This is a genomic window from Kitasatospora sp. CMC57, from assembly GCF_045866025.2.
In the GTDB taxonomy this organism is placed as follows: Bacteria; Actinomycetota; Actinomycetes; order Streptomycetales; family Streptomycetaceae; genus Kitasatospora.
This window is the reverse complement of record NZ_AP035881.2, coordinates 6,798,291-6,814,000: the sequence shown is the minus strand read 5'-3', so window position 1 is coordinate 6,814,000 and position 15,710 is coordinate 6,798,291. Positions and strand designations below refer to the sequence as shown.

The 15,710-nt window shown below is 72.3% G+C and carries 6 protein-coding genes and 1 pseudogene; 2 read left to right on the top strand and 5 right to left on the bottom strand.

The genetic code is table 11. From position 1 onward, the window contains the following. The first annotated feature begins 2 nt into the window (after window positions 1-2). Window positions 3-8,729, top strand: coding sequence for a hypothetical protein (locus ACKUU6_RS30715; RefSeq protein WP_407991822.1), 8,727 nt, complete (start codon window positions 3-5; stop codon window positions 8,727-8,729). Here the strand turns inward: ACKUU6_RS30715 and ACKUU6_RS30710 are convergent. Next, on the bottom strand, window positions 8,701-9,426 hold the full coding sequence (locus ACKUU6_RS30710) for a DJ-1/PfpI family protein (RefSeq protein WP_407991821.1): 726 nt from the start codon (window positions 9,424-9,426) through the stop codon (window positions 8,701-8,703). The two genes, ACKUU6_RS30715 and ACKUU6_RS30710, sit on opposite strands and share 29 nt — an antisense overlap. A gap of 71 nt (window positions 9,427-9,497) precedes the next feature. On the opposite strand from ACKUU6_RS30710, the gene ACKUU6_RS30705 reads away from it, so the two are divergent. Beyond that, window positions 9,498-10,454: a helix-turn-helix domain-containing protein gene (locus tag ACKUU6_RS30705; protein WP_407991820.1), complete on the top strand. Its 957-nt coding sequence runs from the start codon at window positions 9,498-9,500 to the stop codon at window positions 10,452-10,454. 53 nt (window positions 10,455-10,507) lie between these two features. Here ACKUU6_RS30705 and ACKUU6_RS30700 read toward each other — a convergent pair whose 3' ends face one another. The 4 genes and pseudogenes from ACKUU6_RS30700 to ACKUU6_RS30685 form a co-directional block, all read right to left on the bottom strand. Next, window positions 10,508-11,932: an amino acid permease gene (locus ACKUU6_RS30700; RefSeq protein WP_407991819.1), complete on the bottom strand. Its 1,425-nt coding sequence runs from the start codon at window positions 11,930-11,932 to the stop codon at window positions 10,508-10,510. 233 nt (window positions 11,933-12,165) lie between these two features. Then, a complete protein-coding gene (locus tag ACKUU6_RS30695; protein ID WP_407991818.1) occupies window positions 12,166-13,722 on the bottom strand; it encodes a carbohydrate binding domain-containing protein in 1,557 nt (518 codons plus the stop codon). Between the two features lie 381 nt (window positions 13,723-14,103). After that, window positions 14,104-15,131 (bottom strand): annotated as a pseudogene (gene fusA / locus ACKUU6_RS30690) (elongation factor G); the annotation flags it as partial. Further along, window positions 15,118-15,639, bottom strand: a complete 522-nt coding sequence (locus tag ACKUU6_RS30685) for an NUDIX domain-containing protein (protein ID WP_407991817.1) — start codon at window positions 15,637-15,639, stop codon at window positions 15,118-15,120. The pseudogene fusA and the gene ACKUU6_RS30685, both read right to left, overlap by 14 nt. Between the last annotated feature and the right edge of the window lie 71 nt (window positions 15,640-15,710).

Below are 15,710 nucleotides of genomic sequence, written 5' to 3'. Positions count from 1 at the left end.
CGATGGCCGTCGAACTCCCCGAACCGCTCCAGTGGGTCCTCCTGCTGCTCGCCGGATGCCGCTGGCCCGAGGCGGACGAGGGCGTGCTCCGCGACATGGCCGAGCACTGCCGCCAGGCCGCCTCGGACCTGACGGACGCCGCAGCGAGTTCCGACGCCGCGATCAAGCGCGCACTCGACGGCCAACAGGGCCGCGCCGCCGAGGCGTTGGGCACGTACTGGGCCCGCTACGCCACCGGAAAGGGCACCCAGGAGGAGCCCGGCTACCTGCCCGGCGCGGTCAACTCCCTCAACGCCATGGGCGACATGTTGGAGCAGATGGCCAACTCCGCCGAGACCGCGAAGATCCAGATCGTCGCGCAGCTCGGCATCCTCGCCTTCGAGATCGCCACCGCCGAGGCCGAGGCCCCGTTCACGGCGGGAGCCTCGCTGCTCGAGGTGCCCGTGATGGTGGGGGCCAGCCGGGCCGTCGTCTCCGCCATCCTGAAGACCCTGCTCAAGGAAATGATCGAGATGGCGGCCAAGCAGGCCGCCCAGATGGCCGCGATCAACCTGCTGGCCCAGGGCATCGAGGTCGCCGAGGGCCACCGCAAGGGCCTGGACATGAAGGAGCTCGGCCAGAACGCGCTCGGCGGCGCGGTCGGCGGAGCCTCCGGCCACCTGATCGGCAAGGGCATCGGCGGGGCAGGTGCGAAGCTCGGCGCGGAGCGCGCGCTGAACTCCACCGTCGGGAAGATGGCCACCGGTGCGGCGGTCGGCGTCGGCGCGGACGTCTCCACCCAGCTCATCACGACCGGCAAGGTGGACGGCGAGTCCCTGCTCGGTTCCGGCCTCTCCGGCGGCGCGGGCGCGGGCCTGCACGCCGGTGCCTCGGCGATCAAGGGCCACCTCAACGCCCCCAAGCCCGGCGAGACCCCGCACCTGGACGGCCTGGACAGCGCGCCGACCTTCTCCAAGCCCACCAGCCGCTCCCTGGACGGTGGTTACCACGGCCCGAGCGGCGAGGGTGGCGGCGGTTCGACCAGCCGGTCCCTCGACGACGGGAACGCTTCCGGGACAAGTGGCGGTTCGAGCCCGACTCTGCGTTCGAGTTCGAGTGCGGGCTCGGACGGCTCCCGGGTGAACGGGCTGTCGCCGTTCGGCTCGGCGCGGGCCGTCGCGACTCCGTCGGAGGGCGGCACCGAGCACCCGGCTTCGGCAGCGACCGTCCACGGTACGGAGAGCGGCAGTTCGGGCGGCGAGCGTGCGCGCAGCATCCCGACGACCCCGCACGAGTCGACGCTGCGCCAGGAGACGGGCGTTCAGCAACCGTTGGCGCAGGAATCCACGCCCAGGCAGACCCAACCCTCCCACGAGCCCGTGGCGCAGCGCAGCATGCCCGAGCCCACCACCGTCCGCCCGGATGCGTCCCCGGTGACACCCCACGAACCGACGCTCCGCCAGGAGAGCACCGTAAATGAGCCCGTGGCGCAGCGCAGCATGCCCGAGCCCACCACCGTCCGCCCCGACGCGACCCCGGTGACACCCCACGAACCGACGCCGGCGCTGCACGAGCCGCCGGCGCAGCGAACCGTGCAGGAGCCGACGGCCCGGCTCGACCAACCGACCGTAAGTCAGGAACCGGTCTCGCAGCGGCCGGCCCCGGAGCTCGTCGCCCACGAGGACGTGCCGACACAGTCCCAGTCCCCACACACCGCAGCGCCCGTCGACCGCAGCGGGCCCGAAGGTACTCAGCCGGAGCGCACCCAGGAGAACGCACCTCGGCAGGAGCAGCCCGTCCGGTCCGAGGAGACCAGGCCGAGCGCCCCCGTGCACGAGCAGTCTCCGGCAGCCGTCGGCGCCTCCTCCGGGCACGCCGCTCCGTCAGTGGTGCGCGAGCCCGTCGCCGTATCGTCCGACATCCCGTCACAGCGCGGCAGTGCGACGCCGAATCCGTCCGGCCTCGGTTCCCACACCAATATCGACGGCGGTACCCGGATCGCAGGTGGTCAGGCCCCGGTCCGCACCGATCAGGAGCAGGCGCCGGGCAACCGGACCGTGCCCGAGGCGGCCACGCCGTCCACGGCCTCCCAGAACCCGGCCGCCACCGCCCCGCCGACAGGTAACGGGTTCATGCTCGGCCCGGTCGCCGGTGGAGGCCCCGCCGGTCACCGGGGCAGTGGGGAGTTCCGTCCCGGCTCCGACCCTGCGTCAGCCGCGTCCGCTCCCAAGCCGCTGATGCCTCAGGGCAGTGCGACCAGCCAGCCCGGCGGTGGCACCATCCGCCCCGGCACCGGTCGCGAGGCCAACAGTCACCCGACGCTGCCGCGCCGTACCGCCCCGACGGACAATCAGCTGTACGACAGCTTCCGGGAGTTCATGGACCGCGTCGACGGCGACGTGAGCCCCACCCCGAACCACCAGCAGCCGCCGAAGGCCGAGGACACCACCGGAACGGCCCTCACCCCGACCGCCCACCAGCCCGTGCCGGAGGCTGCCTTCCCTCCGCCCGGGCCGCGGGTCACGGTGGCGGGGGACGGCCTCTGCCTGCTCAACTCCCTGGACGTGAGCACGCCCGGCCTCACGGGGCAGCTGCCCGCCGGGTCCGGGGGCGCCGCCCGGCGGCTGCAGTCCGCCGTGGAGCACCACTTCGACAACCTGCCGTCGGAGCACTGGCCGTCCGAAGTGGTCGCGAACTACCGGGGCCACGTGCTGAGCCGGCCCGACCTGACCGCGAACGACCTGCTGGCCTACCTCCCGGTCGACGTCCGGGACGGGTACGCGGGGCTGCCGCTCACGGATCTCCGGCAGATCGTCGGCGACCACCTCGTCGAGAACTCGCCCCCGCCGACTCCCCGCGAGCGGGAAGCGCTGATGCGGACCGTCCGGGACTGGCGCGACCGCTGGCTGACCACCGAAGGGGAGATGCTGCCGGCGGCAGCGGCCCACGCACTGGACCTCCGGATGCGGGTGCTCGGCCACGACGGCACCCCGTTGGCCGTCTTCGGGCCGCCGGACGGGCGACAGGTGACGGTGTACCACCAGGGCAACCACTACGACGGCAGCCAACCGGTCACCCCCGCGCCGCCGGTCACCCACACACCGAGCACGACCCCGGAAAGCCCGAAGGCTCCCGCTCCGGAGGCATCCGCCACGAAGCCGGTACCGCCGAAGGACCCCGTCCCGGAGAAGCCCACCTCGCAAAGCCCCGCCCCGAAGGCCCCTGCCCCGGAGAAGCCCACCCCGAACGACCCCGCCCCGGAGAAGCCCACCAACGAGCCCGAGGCACCGAAGGGCCCCGCCTCCGAGGAGACCGGAACGAAGCCCACGGTCGAGCCGGAGCCCGAGGTCAAGCCAGATCCCGAAGCCGAATCGAAGCCCGAGCCGAAGCCCGAACCCGAGCCGCTCCCGAGCACCTCCTCCGCGCCCCGCCCGATCGCGGCCGACGACCTGGTGGTCGGCCTGACCGGGAACGAGGCGGCCGTCCGGCAGAAGGTCATCGACGTCCTCGCGGGGGTGGTGCCGGGTGACCGGGCGGCGGCCCGGGCCTTCGCCGATACCCACTTCGGGCCGGCCACCCTGCGCCCGATGCTCAGCGCGCTCTCCCGTGGCGAGACCTGGACCGTCCCGCTCGACGGCAACGGCTACAGTGGGAACATCAGACTCCGTGGTGAGGTCACCGGGTCGACCCGTCTCCGCACCGAGAAGATCGAGTTCGAGAACGGCGCCGACCGGACGGTGACGATCGGCTCCGGCCGCGACTCGCAGTGGCAGTACAACATCGGTGCCCAGGCCAGGCAGTCCGCCGGCGGCGCGGAGCCGGCCGAGCTGGCCGCCTACTTCCACGACCGTGGCCAGGGCCGGGTCGACCTCGACCTCGGCGGGATGGTGGCGCGGTCCAAGACCTCCGAGCTCGCCGACGTGTTCGACACCAGGATGAAGCTGGAGCTCGACTTCGGCGCCCTGCGCCACGACCACCAGCCGGTGACCACCGGCCCCGGCCGGCACACCGAGGACCTTGACCTCAGCCTCCACGTCGCCGTACCGGTGCGCCCTGACGGTGACTCGGTCGGGGAACTGCGCACACCGCCGCAGCGCCTGCTGGACGGCCGGGTCGGAGGTCAGGAGATCGTGCTGGACCTCTCCCCGCACGGCGGGGCCCACGAGCAGCGGCCGGTGGAGGCCCTCCTCGACCAGGTCGACAGGGCGGCGAAGCAGGAGTTCGGCAGGGACTGGCCCGCGCTGCGCGAGAAGGTGCTCGCCGAGGTCGACTTCCCCCGGCTCCAGCGGGACCTGAAGTCCATGACCGCGGGTGAACCGACCACCGTCACGCTCACCGACCGCCGCGGCAAGGTGCTCGGCACGGTCGAGATCAGTGCCCGGGTCGGAGACCTGCACCAGACCGGCACCACCAAGGAGACCGAGTTCAACATCGGTACCACCGTCCAGCAGGTCCGCAGCACCGCCACCAGCCGTGGCAACGCGGGGCAGTTCGGACTCGCCAACACCCTCCGTCCGGCGCCCGCGGCCCTGGGCATCGGCGGCGCCGGGCGGCTCGGACGAGACCGGATCGAGATCTCCGGCGACAGCCGCACCGCCCAGCTGACCAGCAAGTCCAAGGTACCGGGCGTCCGTTACGAGGGTCCCGTCCACTTCGAGATGACGTTCAACGGCAAGCCGGACACCCACGAGGCGGGCACGGCGGACGTCCGACTGCTGGTGGACCGCGCAGACACCACGACCCCGGACACCACCCCCGAGGCCGCGAAGCCCGAGACCACGACCCCCGAAACCACCCCGCCGCCCACCCACGAGGTCACCGGCCCGCCGGACTCGGTCTGGCACGGCGGCGACGACCGTGGCGGTCTCGGCGAGACCGTCGTGGTGCGGGACCTGGAGAGCACCGCCGCACTGCGCACGGCCGTGGACGCCCAGGGGCGCGAGCGCTTCGGCAAGGACTGGGACACCGTCAGGGACCAGGTCCTGCAGAGCTTCAGCCAGCCCAACCTCGCCGCCAAGCTGACCGGGATGACCCGCGGCGAGCCCCTGATGGTGAAGGTCCCCGGTAAGGAGGACCTGGTCGTCACGGCGACCGCCCGGGTCGAGTCGATGACCTACCGCCGCGAGGACGGCAAGGCCGAGCTCAACACGGTGAACGAGACGGGCGCGTTCAGCGTGGACCGCCAACTGCTCTCCCGTACCGTCGCCGCCAACGGCCTGGCCGGCGGCGCCGTCGCCAAGGCCACCTCCGGCGCCCCGGGCGCGGACCTGTTCGGCAACGTCTCCGGCCAGCAGCGCGAGCGCGTCGGCGGCCAGGGCCGCCAGGCCGACCGGGTGTACGCCAGTGGCAAGTACAGTGCGCCGCAGGTGATTTACGGTGCGCAGCTGGCCGTGGACGTGCACTTCGGCAGGCCCGGCGAGACGAGTGGCGGCCGGTCCGACACCTCGGCGCCGCTCCGGATCGAGGTGGGCCTGGACGCCCGGGACACCGTCAAGGTCGAGGTGCCCCGCAGCGAGGACGGCACCGTCGCCTTCAAACCCCCGACCACGCCCGCCACATCCGCCACATCCGCCACGCCCGCCGAGCCCGCCGCCCACCCGGCCGCCACCCCCGAGGCGACCCACACCGCGCCGCGCCGGATGCGTGAGCAGCACGAGCTGAACGCCTCCTACGTGGTGCACAGCCTGACCGGTGCCGACAAGGTGCGCAGCACCGTGGAGGACGCGGTCCGGTCCAAGCACGGTGAGCCGTCGGACGAGGTGAAGCAGAAGCTGGACGCCGCGTTCGACCGGGTCGCGCTCAAGACCCAGCTCTCCCAGCTCACCCGTGGTGGGAAGATCACCGAGACCGTCTCCGGTGCCACCTGGAAGGCCGAAGTCACCGTCACCGCGCGGCTGGGCGAGAGCACGTACCACTCCAAGGCGGAAAAGTACGAGTTCGAGTCCGGCACCCGCACCTCCCGTGGCCAGGGCAACCTCCGTGACCGGCGCGACCGCTTCGACGGCGGTGGGCTGCTGCGGATGCGGGCTCCGGGGGCCAATGTCGCCGCCGGATACGCCTACCGGATGGACCGCAGCTACGGCCACGGCGCGGAGACCGTCGGCTCGGCCTCGAACCGGGGCAAGCACGTCGAGCCGGCCGTGTTCTTCGACGTCCACACTGCCTACGACGTCAAGGTGGAGTTCAAGCGGCTCGGCATCGATGACGGCTCGGTGACCACGCCGGTCGACACCGTGGCCCGGGTGGCCGTCCCGACGCGTGACGCCGTCCCGGTGGGCGGGCCGGTGGATCGGACCACCGACCAGCAGCCGAAGGGCTTCGTGGAGGGCCGTCGGCTGGACTCCTCGGCCATCGTCACCGACGTCCACGCGCTGCCCGGCACGACCGTTCCGGCCGAGGGGCCCCGCAGGACGCTGGGTGAGTCGGTGCTCTCCCAGGTGGAGTCGGGCTGGAAGCCGGGTGGGTTCCACCGCACGCCCGAACGACCTCCCGGTGCAACGAAGTTGGAGCGCAACCCGTTCGGCGGCGACTGGCCGGGCCTGCGCCGCAAGCTGGACGCGGAGCTCACCCCCGACCGGCTCCAGGCCCGTCTGAAGGGCATGACCGCCGGGGACGAGATCGTCGTGCGGCACGGGCGCACCACCGTCCGGGTCGGTGCCGTGCTCCGCGACTCGATGGAGCACCTGGGTGACTCCGGCACCACCGAGTTCAACACCGGCACGGACGTCCAGCGGTCCTTCGCGGACTCCGGCGGCACCGCCCACGGCCACCAGGGGCGACTCGGCGTGACGACCGCCGTCCCCGTCGCCGGTGGACCGGTCTCCGTCACCGCAGGAGTCACCGGCACCGGCGGCCGGGGCCAGGACCACGCGGACGTCCGGAACACCAGCACCTCGGCCGGCTCCGCCACCAAGGCCAAACTGCCCGGCAGTGCCTACCGCGGTGAGGCCGAGCTGCAGTTCACCTTCTCCCGGCAGCCGGTGGTCGGCGCCTCGGTCTTCCAGCGGCGCACGGCGGCGATCGGCTTCGAGACTCTCGTCGAGTCGGGCGAGACCGTACCGGTGCCCTCGAAGTCGCCGGTGCCCCCGAAGTCCTCCGACGACCCGTCAGCTCCGGAGCAGCCGCCCCGTACGCTCCTGGCCGGGCCGCCTGCCTCGGCCGAGGTCCGGGTCCCGCCGGAGCGGGTCTGGGAGGGCGGCCTGCGCGACAGCGACGTGCTGCGCTTCCTCGGGGACGTCGGCGGCGTGCAGGACCTGGTACGGCTGCGCGGACCGGAGTTCTTCGGCAAGTCGGACTGGAAGTCCATGGAGCCCGTCGTCGGGACGGCCACCTCGCACAGCCACCTCTCGGCGATGTTCGGCACCGCGACCCAGGGCACCGAGGTCTCGGCGACCGTCCCCACCAAGCGGGTCACGCTCGGCGGCGGCAAGGGCGTCGAGGTCAGCCTGAAGATCATCTCCCTCGAGCACCGCGACACCGCACCCGCCAACGAGTCGAGCCCGTCCAACGCCGCCGCCTCCGGCACCGTCCACTCGGACCTGTCGGCGAAGAACGGCGGCGTGCAGGGCCAGGTCGGCGCCCGGATCACCGGGGACGTCACCCACAACCCGGCGGTCACCGGTGGTGCCCATCGCTTCCGGCGCGAGGGCGGCTCGCACGCCGACGCGGGCCAGATCATCTCCAACGGCAAGTACCCCGTCCCGATGGCCCGTTACCACGGCGCCGCCGAGGTGGAGGTGACCCTCTTCGACGGGAACCGCAACCCGGTGAAGGAGAAGGGCATCGTGCCCTTCACCGTCGACATCCCGCTCTCCGACACCACCAAGGTGGACCTCCCGGGCGACCACTACCTCGCCTTCACCCCGGACCACCACGGCGGCGAACTGCGCTCCACCGAAAGCTCCGGGCTGCTCGACGACGTCCACCGCTCCCTCTCGGGTGGTGACCGGCCGTTCGACCACGCCACCGCCACGCCCGCCGAACGCGACCAGCTGACGGGCACCCTCAGGGTCGGACGGGCCGCCTTCGGCAGCGAGTTCACCCCCAGGGCCGAGGGCGGCGACGCCCACATCCGCGCCACCCACCGGCTGGTCGAGCTCTCCGGCGGCTCCTCCGCCGCCACCTCCGCGATGCTCGGCGACCTGCTCGGCGCCGCGGAGGGCACCGCCCTCAAGGGCGAGGAGCTCCGCCGGGTGATCGACTACGTCGAGCGGAAGTCGGCCGAAGGCCCCGTCACCCTCGACGACCTGGTGGCCGGCGCACAGGACGGCTGGCCCGCCCAGGAGCCGTACGACATCCACCGCGAGACCTGGACCGACCACGGCCCGGCCAACGAACTGGTCACCGCCGCCATGGCGACGGCCGCCGCCGCAGCCGGCCCCCTCCTCCGGAACGGCCTGCCCTCCGGCGGGCAACTCCACCTCACCGTCTCCGGCCAGGGCACGGACCTGCCGCTGCGTCAGTCCTTCGAGCTCACCGGGGACCCCGCCCGGCAACTCCGCACCATCGAGGAGGCCACCTACCTCAAGCCGGGTACCCGCCCCACCGAGGTCACCGTCCGCCTCGCCGCCACCCCCGACACCGGCCACCCCTGGGACTACCGCATCACCGCCCGCCCCGAGGGCAGCCGCGAACTGACCATCCGCCACCCCCGCCCCACCGAGGACCAGCCCCCGGACCACGCCCACCGCGCCGCCACCACCACAGCCGCCACCGACTTCGTCACCGCCCGGTCGAAGGTCCCCACCTAGCGCCTGTCCGGGTGGAATCCATCGGCGGATCGAAGTGACGGTGTCGTGGGGGACGTGGGCCACCGGACCGAACCTGGTGCGGCCCCGAGGGGGTCCACACGTACTCCATCTGGTGCGCCGTGCGGCGTGCGAGCTGTTCGCCGAAGAGCCGTCCCACGAGGTGCAGGCTCGCGTCGATACCCGCGCTGATGCCTGCCGAGGTGACGACGTCGCCGTCGTCGACCCACCGGACGTCCGACCGCACCTCGGTCCCCGGCCAACGGCGGGCCAGCTCTTCCTGGTCCTCCCAGTGGGTGGTGGCCGCGCGGCCGTCCAGGGCACCGGTGGCGGCCAGCAGGAAGGCGCCGGTGCAGATGCTGAACGTCAGCGCGGCGCTCTGCCGGCGCCGGGTCAGCCAGTCGATCACGGTTGCGTCCGCCTCGACCGCCGTCGTGACGCCGCCCGGGACCACCAGCACGTCGAAGGGCGGATCCTCCGCGAGGGTGTGATCCGCCATTACCTTCAGTCCGCCACGGGCCCGGACCACGCGGCCGGCCGCCGCCACGGTCAGGACCCGCAGCAGCGGCTCGTCGTCGGCGGTACGGGCCAGGCGGCCGGCCGTACTGAAGACTTCGAACGGGCCGCCCAGGTCGAGCACCTCGACCTCGTCGAAGACCAGTATTCCGAACGTCAGCGGGGCGGTGGTGTCACGGTTCATGCCACCAGCCTCCGACCTCACGGGCGCCGCCCGACAGTGTCGGAAACGGCGTGCACCGCTAGGATTCCGTCATGCACCCCCACCGGATCGCCTGCCTGGCCTTCGACGGGCTGGCGCCGTTCGAACTCGCCACCGTCGCCGAGGTGTTCGCGGTCCCCCGGCCGGAACTGGACGTGGACCGGTGGTACCGCTTCGAGCTGTGCGCCGAGACACCCGGGCCGCACCGGGCCGTGGGCGGCTTCGACATCGTGGTGCACCACGGCCTGGACCGGCTCCGCTACGCCGACACCGTCATCGTCCCGGGGGTCCCGGACGTGGGTCGCGCGGTCTCCCCCGCCGTCCTGGACGCGCTGCGGACGGCGCACGCCCGGGGAGCGCGCGTGGTGTCCATCTGCAGCGGGGCCTTCGCCCTGGCCGCCGCCGGTCTGCTGGACGGCAGGGAGGCGACCACGCACTGGCGCCACGCCGGACTGCTCCAGGAACGCCACCCTGAGGTGACGGTCAACGCGTCGGTACTCTACGTCGACACCGGATCGGTCGTCACCGGCGCCGGTACCGCGGCCGGTATCGACGTCTGCCTGCACCTCGTCCGCCGGGACCACGGCACCGAGGTCGCCGCCAGGGTGGCCCGCCGGATGGTGGTGGCCGCACACCGGGAGGGCGGTCAGGCGCAGTTCGCCGAGCATCCGGTGAACCGGGCGCCCTCGTCCGACGACCCGGTGGGCAGCGCCGTCCGGTACGCGCTGGAGCGCCTGCACCGGCGTCTGACCGTCGATGAACTGGCCGCTGTCGCCCACCTGTCGGTCCGCCAATTCGAACGTCGCTTCGCCGACGCGACCGGTCTGCCGCCGGGCCGCTGGATCACCGGGGAGCGGGTCAGTGCGGGCGCCGCACTACTGGAGAGCACGGACCAGGCGGTCGAGGCGGTCGCCGACCGGGTCGGACTGACCGTCGCGGGGTTCCGCCGTCACTTCCGGGAGGCGATGGGGGTCAGCCCCTCGGCCTACCGTCGCCAGTACCGGCGCTGACCAGCCACCCAGGGTGCCCGGTGCCGGCCGGCTCCGGGCACCCGGACCGACCGTCAGCCCTGGAGCACGGCCTTGCGACGACGGTCCACCACGGCTGACGCGACCAGCACCACGGCCGCCGCCACCAGCGACAGGTACATCTGGGTGCGACCGTCGGCGTCCGTGAACATGTACACCATGACGAACCCGATCAGACCGATCGTCGCCCAGGTCAGGTACGGGTACAGCCACATCCGGACCAGGAGGCGCTCCGGCGACTCCCGTTCGATGATCCGGCGCATCCGCAGCTGGGAGAAGCAGATCACCAGCCAGACGAAGAGCGCCACCGCGCCCGAGGAGTTGATCAGGAACTTGAAGATGGTGTCCGGCGAGGTGTAGTTGAAGAACACCGCGACGAAGCCGAAGACCACCGAGGAGAGGATCGCCGTCCGGGGCACCCCGCGCGCGCTCACCCGGGCGAACGCCCGGGGCGCGTCGCCGCGCTGGCCGAGCGAGAAGGCCATCCGGGAGGCCGTGTACAGACCGGAGTTGAGGCAGGACAGCACGGCCGTCAGCACGATCACGTCCATCACCCGGCCCGCACCGGGAATCCCGACGTGTTCGAGCACCGCGACATACGGGCTGCCCTTCACCGAGGCGTCGTTCCACGGCAGCAGGGTGACCACGATCGCGATCGAGCCGAGGTAGAAGACGCCGATCCGCCAGATCACGCTGTTGGTGGCCTTGCTGACGGCCTTCTCGGGGTCGGCGGACTCGCCGGCCGCGAGCGTGACGATCTCGCTGCCCATGAAGGCGAAGACCACCGTCAGCATGCCGGTGAACACCGCGCCCACGCCATGCGGCAGGAAGCCGCCGTTCCCGGTCAGGTTCGTCATGCCGACCGCGTCGGTGCCGGGCAGCAGACCGAACACGGCCAGGCCGCCGACCACGATGAAGGCGGCGATCGCCACCACCTTGATGCCCGCGAACCAGAACTCGAACTCGCCGTAGGACGCGACCGAGAACAGGTTGGTCGCCGTCAGCACGGCCATCACCGCCAGGGCGAAGGCCCACTGCGGCACGCCGGGCACCCAGCTGTTGAGGATCTTGGCACCGGCGGTGGCCTCCACCGCCAGCACCACGACCCAGAAGAACCAGTACAGCCAGCCGATGCTGAACCCGGCCCAGCGGCCGAGCGCCCGGTCCGCGTAGGCGGAGAACGACCCGCTCTGCGGATCGGCGGCGGCCATCTCGCCGAGCATCCGCATCACCATGACGACCAGCACGCCGGCCAGCGCGTACGAGAGCAGGATGCCCGGGCCGGTGGAGGCGATGCCCGCGCCGGAGCCGACGAACAGGCCGGCTCCGATCACGCCGCCGATGGCGATCATGGAGAGGTGACGGTTCTTGAGCCCGGCCTTGAGCTGGCCGCCGTCCGATCCGCCGGTGCCCGGGGTCTCCGGGGGCGAGGCGGTCTGGGAGGTCGTGTTCGCACTCATGGGTGAGGGTGCCTGTACCTTTCCCGCGCGGCTGGCCCCTTCGGCGTGTGGTGCCGAAGGGAGGGGGACACGTCCGCGCATTGCGAGGCAACCTAACTTCTCCTGCGGAGTATCGGAACCGCCTACCTCGAAATGCTCACGCAATCTCGACATAAGCCCAGCTCAGACCCGGTCCGTCCACTTCGGCGAAAGCTCAAATCTGACAGACCGTCAGCCGGATGCCCTCAGGTCGGTCACCGGCCCTCCAATGACTTGACGTTGTCGCCGAAGGTCCAGCCCTTCGAGCCGTCCCAGTTGATCGACCACGTCATGAGGCCCTTCAGGGCACCGCCGTAGGCGTTCCACGACTGGCCGACCAGGCTCGGGGTCATGTAACCACCGCCCGCCCCCGGCTGGGCCGGCAGACCGGGCACCTGCCTGTCGTACGGCACCTTGACCGTGGTGCCCTGGATCACCAGTCCGTTGTTCAGGCAGGTGGTCTGCGCGGTGAAGCCCTGGACGGTGCCGGCCTGGTAGGAGTCGCCGGAGCAGCCGTACATGCTGCCGTTGTAGTACTGCATGTTCAGCCACCACAGGCGGCCGTTGTCGACGTACTTCTTGATGATCGGCAGGTAGGAGCCCCAGATCGATCCGTAGGTCACGCTGCCGCCGGTGACGTACGCGGTCTCGGGGGCCATCGTCAGGCCGAAGCCGGCCGGCATCTGGGCCAGTACGCCGTCGATGATGCGGATCAGGTTGGCCTGCGAGGCGGAGAGGGTGGTGATGCTGCCGCTGCCGGACAGGCCGGTCTCGATGTCGATGTCGATGCCGTCGAAGTTGTACTTCTTCAGGATCGGGACGACGGTCGCCACGAATCGGTCGGCGACGGTGCTGGAGCTCAGGTCGATGCCTGCGGCGGCACCGCCGATCGACATCAGGATCGTCGCCCCGGCCGCCTTGGCCTGGCACATCTCGGCGGGGGTCGAGACCTTGACGCCGGCGTCCATGCCGTCCTGCCACAGGACGGTGCCGTCCGAGAGGATCACCGGGAAGGCGGCGTTGATGACGTTGTAGCCGTGCGCGGCGATCCGGCTGTCAGTGATGGGGACCCACCCCAGACCGGGGTGGACGCCGTTGGCGGCGCCGTCCCAGTTCTCCCAGTAGCCCTGGAGGACCTTCCCCGACGGCCTGGGCTTGGTGGCGCAGGTGTCACCCGACGGGCTGCTGGTCGGCGTCGGACTCGCGGTCGGCGTGGGGCTGGTCGTCGGCGTCGGGCTGGGCGACGGCGTGGGACTGGTGGACGGCGACGGGCTGACAGTCGGCGAGGGGCTGCTACCACCGGGGCCGGCGAGCGACACGTCGTCCGCCAGGTACGCGGGCTGCCCGTACCAGCCGTGCAGGTAGACCGTCACCGAGGTGGTGCTCGGCCCGGTGGTGAAGGCGACGTTGAGCTGGCCGTACGACGGGCTGCTGGGCGTCCAGGTGGACGTGGTGCCGGTGAGGCCGGTGCCGGTGGCGCCCAGGTAGACGTAGCTGCCCAGGACGTAAGCGCTCAGTGTGTACTGGGAGTTGGGCTGCACGCCGACGGTCTGCGTGCACTGCGCGCTGTCCTGGCCGGTCGGCATGGCCCTGAGCGCCGAGGCGCCGGAGTGGACCGGGCTGCTGACGGCCGTACCGGAGCCGCCGGTGCAGGTCCAGCCGGAGAGTCCGTTCTCGAAGCCGGGGTTGGCCACCAGGTTGGGGGTGGCGGCTCCGGCCGTGACGGCGTCGGCCACGGCGAGGCCGGCACCGAGGACGGCGGCGGCGCTCACCCCGGCGAGGGAACGCCTCAGAACGGTCGATCCGTGCCCGGCGCGGCCGGCCGGGTTCAGCCGAACCGCGCGGTGCACGGTCGCCTGACCAGGGCGGACCTCATCTGACGGACGTGGCGTACGGGACCTCCGACGGAACATGCTGTGCTCCCTTCCCGCCAGGCGCCATGGACATGACCAGGGCGTGGGGGCGTGACGCCCGGCCGTGGGTGAGGTGGGGACATGTGGGGGCTGTGCCGACCGGATCGTAGAAGCGGCGGCGAGGCGCGTCAATAGGTCTGGACCACTGACCCGAACCGGGGACGGACCCGCCCGCCGTGAGGACGAACACCGGCGTGGGCCGTCCCGACCGGAGTCTCCGGTCGGGACGGCCCCACGTGACTACCCGGCCGGCGCCGGAGCGTAGCCGGTGGCCCGGGTGGTGAAGGTGCCCCAGCCCTGCGTACGGCTGCGCAACCGGGTTGCGTAGTCGAACAGTTCGGCCAGCGGAACGGTCGCGGTCAGCACAGCCGTACCGGCCCGGGCTGTCGAGGCGGAGACCCGGCCGCGCCGGGCGGTGAGGTCACCGAGGACCCCGCCCACGGCGTCCTCCGGCACGATGGCCGTGAGCTCGACCACCGGTTCCAGCAGCGCCGCGGTACCGGCCCGCAGGGCCTCCCGCAGAGCGAGCCGCCCGGCCGTCCGGAGGGCGAGCTCCGACGAGTCCTTGCCGTGGGTGGCTCCGTCCGTCAGCGTGACCCGCAGGCCCACCACCGGGTGCCCGCCGAGCGGACCCTCGGCGAGCGCGTCCCGGCAGCCGGCCTCGACCGCCCGGACGAACTCGGCCGGGACCCGGCCGGGACCCGGCCGCCGGTGACGGTCGAGCGGAACTCGAAGCCCGTCGACTGCCCGACGCCCTCCTCCAGCGGAGCCGTGTCGATCACCACGTGGGCGAACTGCCCCGCCCCACCGTCCTGTTTGACGTGCCGGTAGACCAGACCGGTCACGCCTCGGACCACCGTCTCGCGGTACGAGACCTGTGGCCGTCCGACCTGTACCTCCAGGTCGTGGGCGCGCCGGATCTTCTCCACCGCCACCTCCAGGTGCAGTTCACCCATCCCGGACAGCACCGTCTGTCCCGTCTCGGGATCGGTGCGGACCAGCAGCGACGGGTCCTCCTCGGCCAGCCGGGCCAGCGCCGTGGCGAGCCGGTCGGTGTCCCCACCGGTCCTGGCTTCCACCGCCACCGAAACCACGGGCTCGGCGGTGGTCGGCGGTTCGAGGGCCAGCGGCGCCGTCGGCGCGCACAGCGCGCTGCCCGCCCGGGCGCCCTTGAGCCCGATGACGGCCACGATGTCCCCGGCCACCGCCCGGACGCAACCGGATTGTGACCTTCCGTCAGCGGGTGAGTGCCCGTCAGCCGGAGGTCGCGGGCAAGGTCACGTAGTCGGGCCGCCCGGTCCGGCGGGCCTCGGCGGCGGCGCGCAGGACCAGGCCGCGCCGTTCGTCGGCGAGGGCAGTCAGCTCCTCGACGGTCCGCAGGGTGAACGCGTCGTGCTCGACGGGGTCCAGGGCGATCCGGCCGATCTCCGGGTCGGTGAGGACGCCGCCGTCGAAGAACGCGCCCACCCGCCAGGGCCACGGGGGCTCAGGGGCGGAGAAGGCCAGCACCAGGAGGCGGAGGTCTTCGGACCGGGCGGCGGCAGGCAGGAAGCCGAGCTCCTCGACCGTCTCCCTGCGGGCACAGCCGAGCAGGTCCTCCCCGGCCTCCAGGAACCCGCCGGGCAGGACGTACTGGCCCGGCCCCCGGACGGAGCGCAGCGCGAGCATCCGCCCGGCGGCGTCGGTGAAGAACAGCCCCGCGCAGGCGAGACCGTGCGGCAGTGTCGGCACGAACTGCTCGGGCGGGAGCCAACCGGGCGGCAGGGCGGTGGTCATGTCTCACGGTAACCGCAGGTGGGGCCGCAACTGAGGAGGCGTCAGCACGACGACACGGATCGGGATTAAAG

Bases quoted from the DNA above. Each gene is read 5' to 3' on its own strand.
- ACKUU6_RS30715 (WP_407991822.1), top strand. From the start codon at position 3: ATGGCCGTCGAACTCCCCGAACCGCTCCAGTGGGTCCTCCTGCTGCTC.
- ACKUU6_RS30710 (WP_407991821.1), bottom strand. From the start codon at position 9,426: ATGAACCGTGACACCACCGCCCCGCTGACGTTCGGAATACTGGTCTTC.
- ACKUU6_RS30705 (WP_407991820.1), top strand. From the start codon at position 9,498: ATGCACCCCCACCGGATCGCCTGCCTGGCCTTCGACGGGCTGGCGCCG.
- ACKUU6_RS30700 (WP_407991819.1), bottom strand. From the start codon at position 11,932: ATGAGTGCGAACACGACCTCCCAGACCGCCTCGCCCCCGGAGACCCCG.
- ACKUU6_RS30685 (WP_407991817.1), bottom strand. From the start codon at position 15,639: ATGACCACCGCCCTGCCGCCCGGTTGGCTCCCGCCCGAGCAGTTCGTG.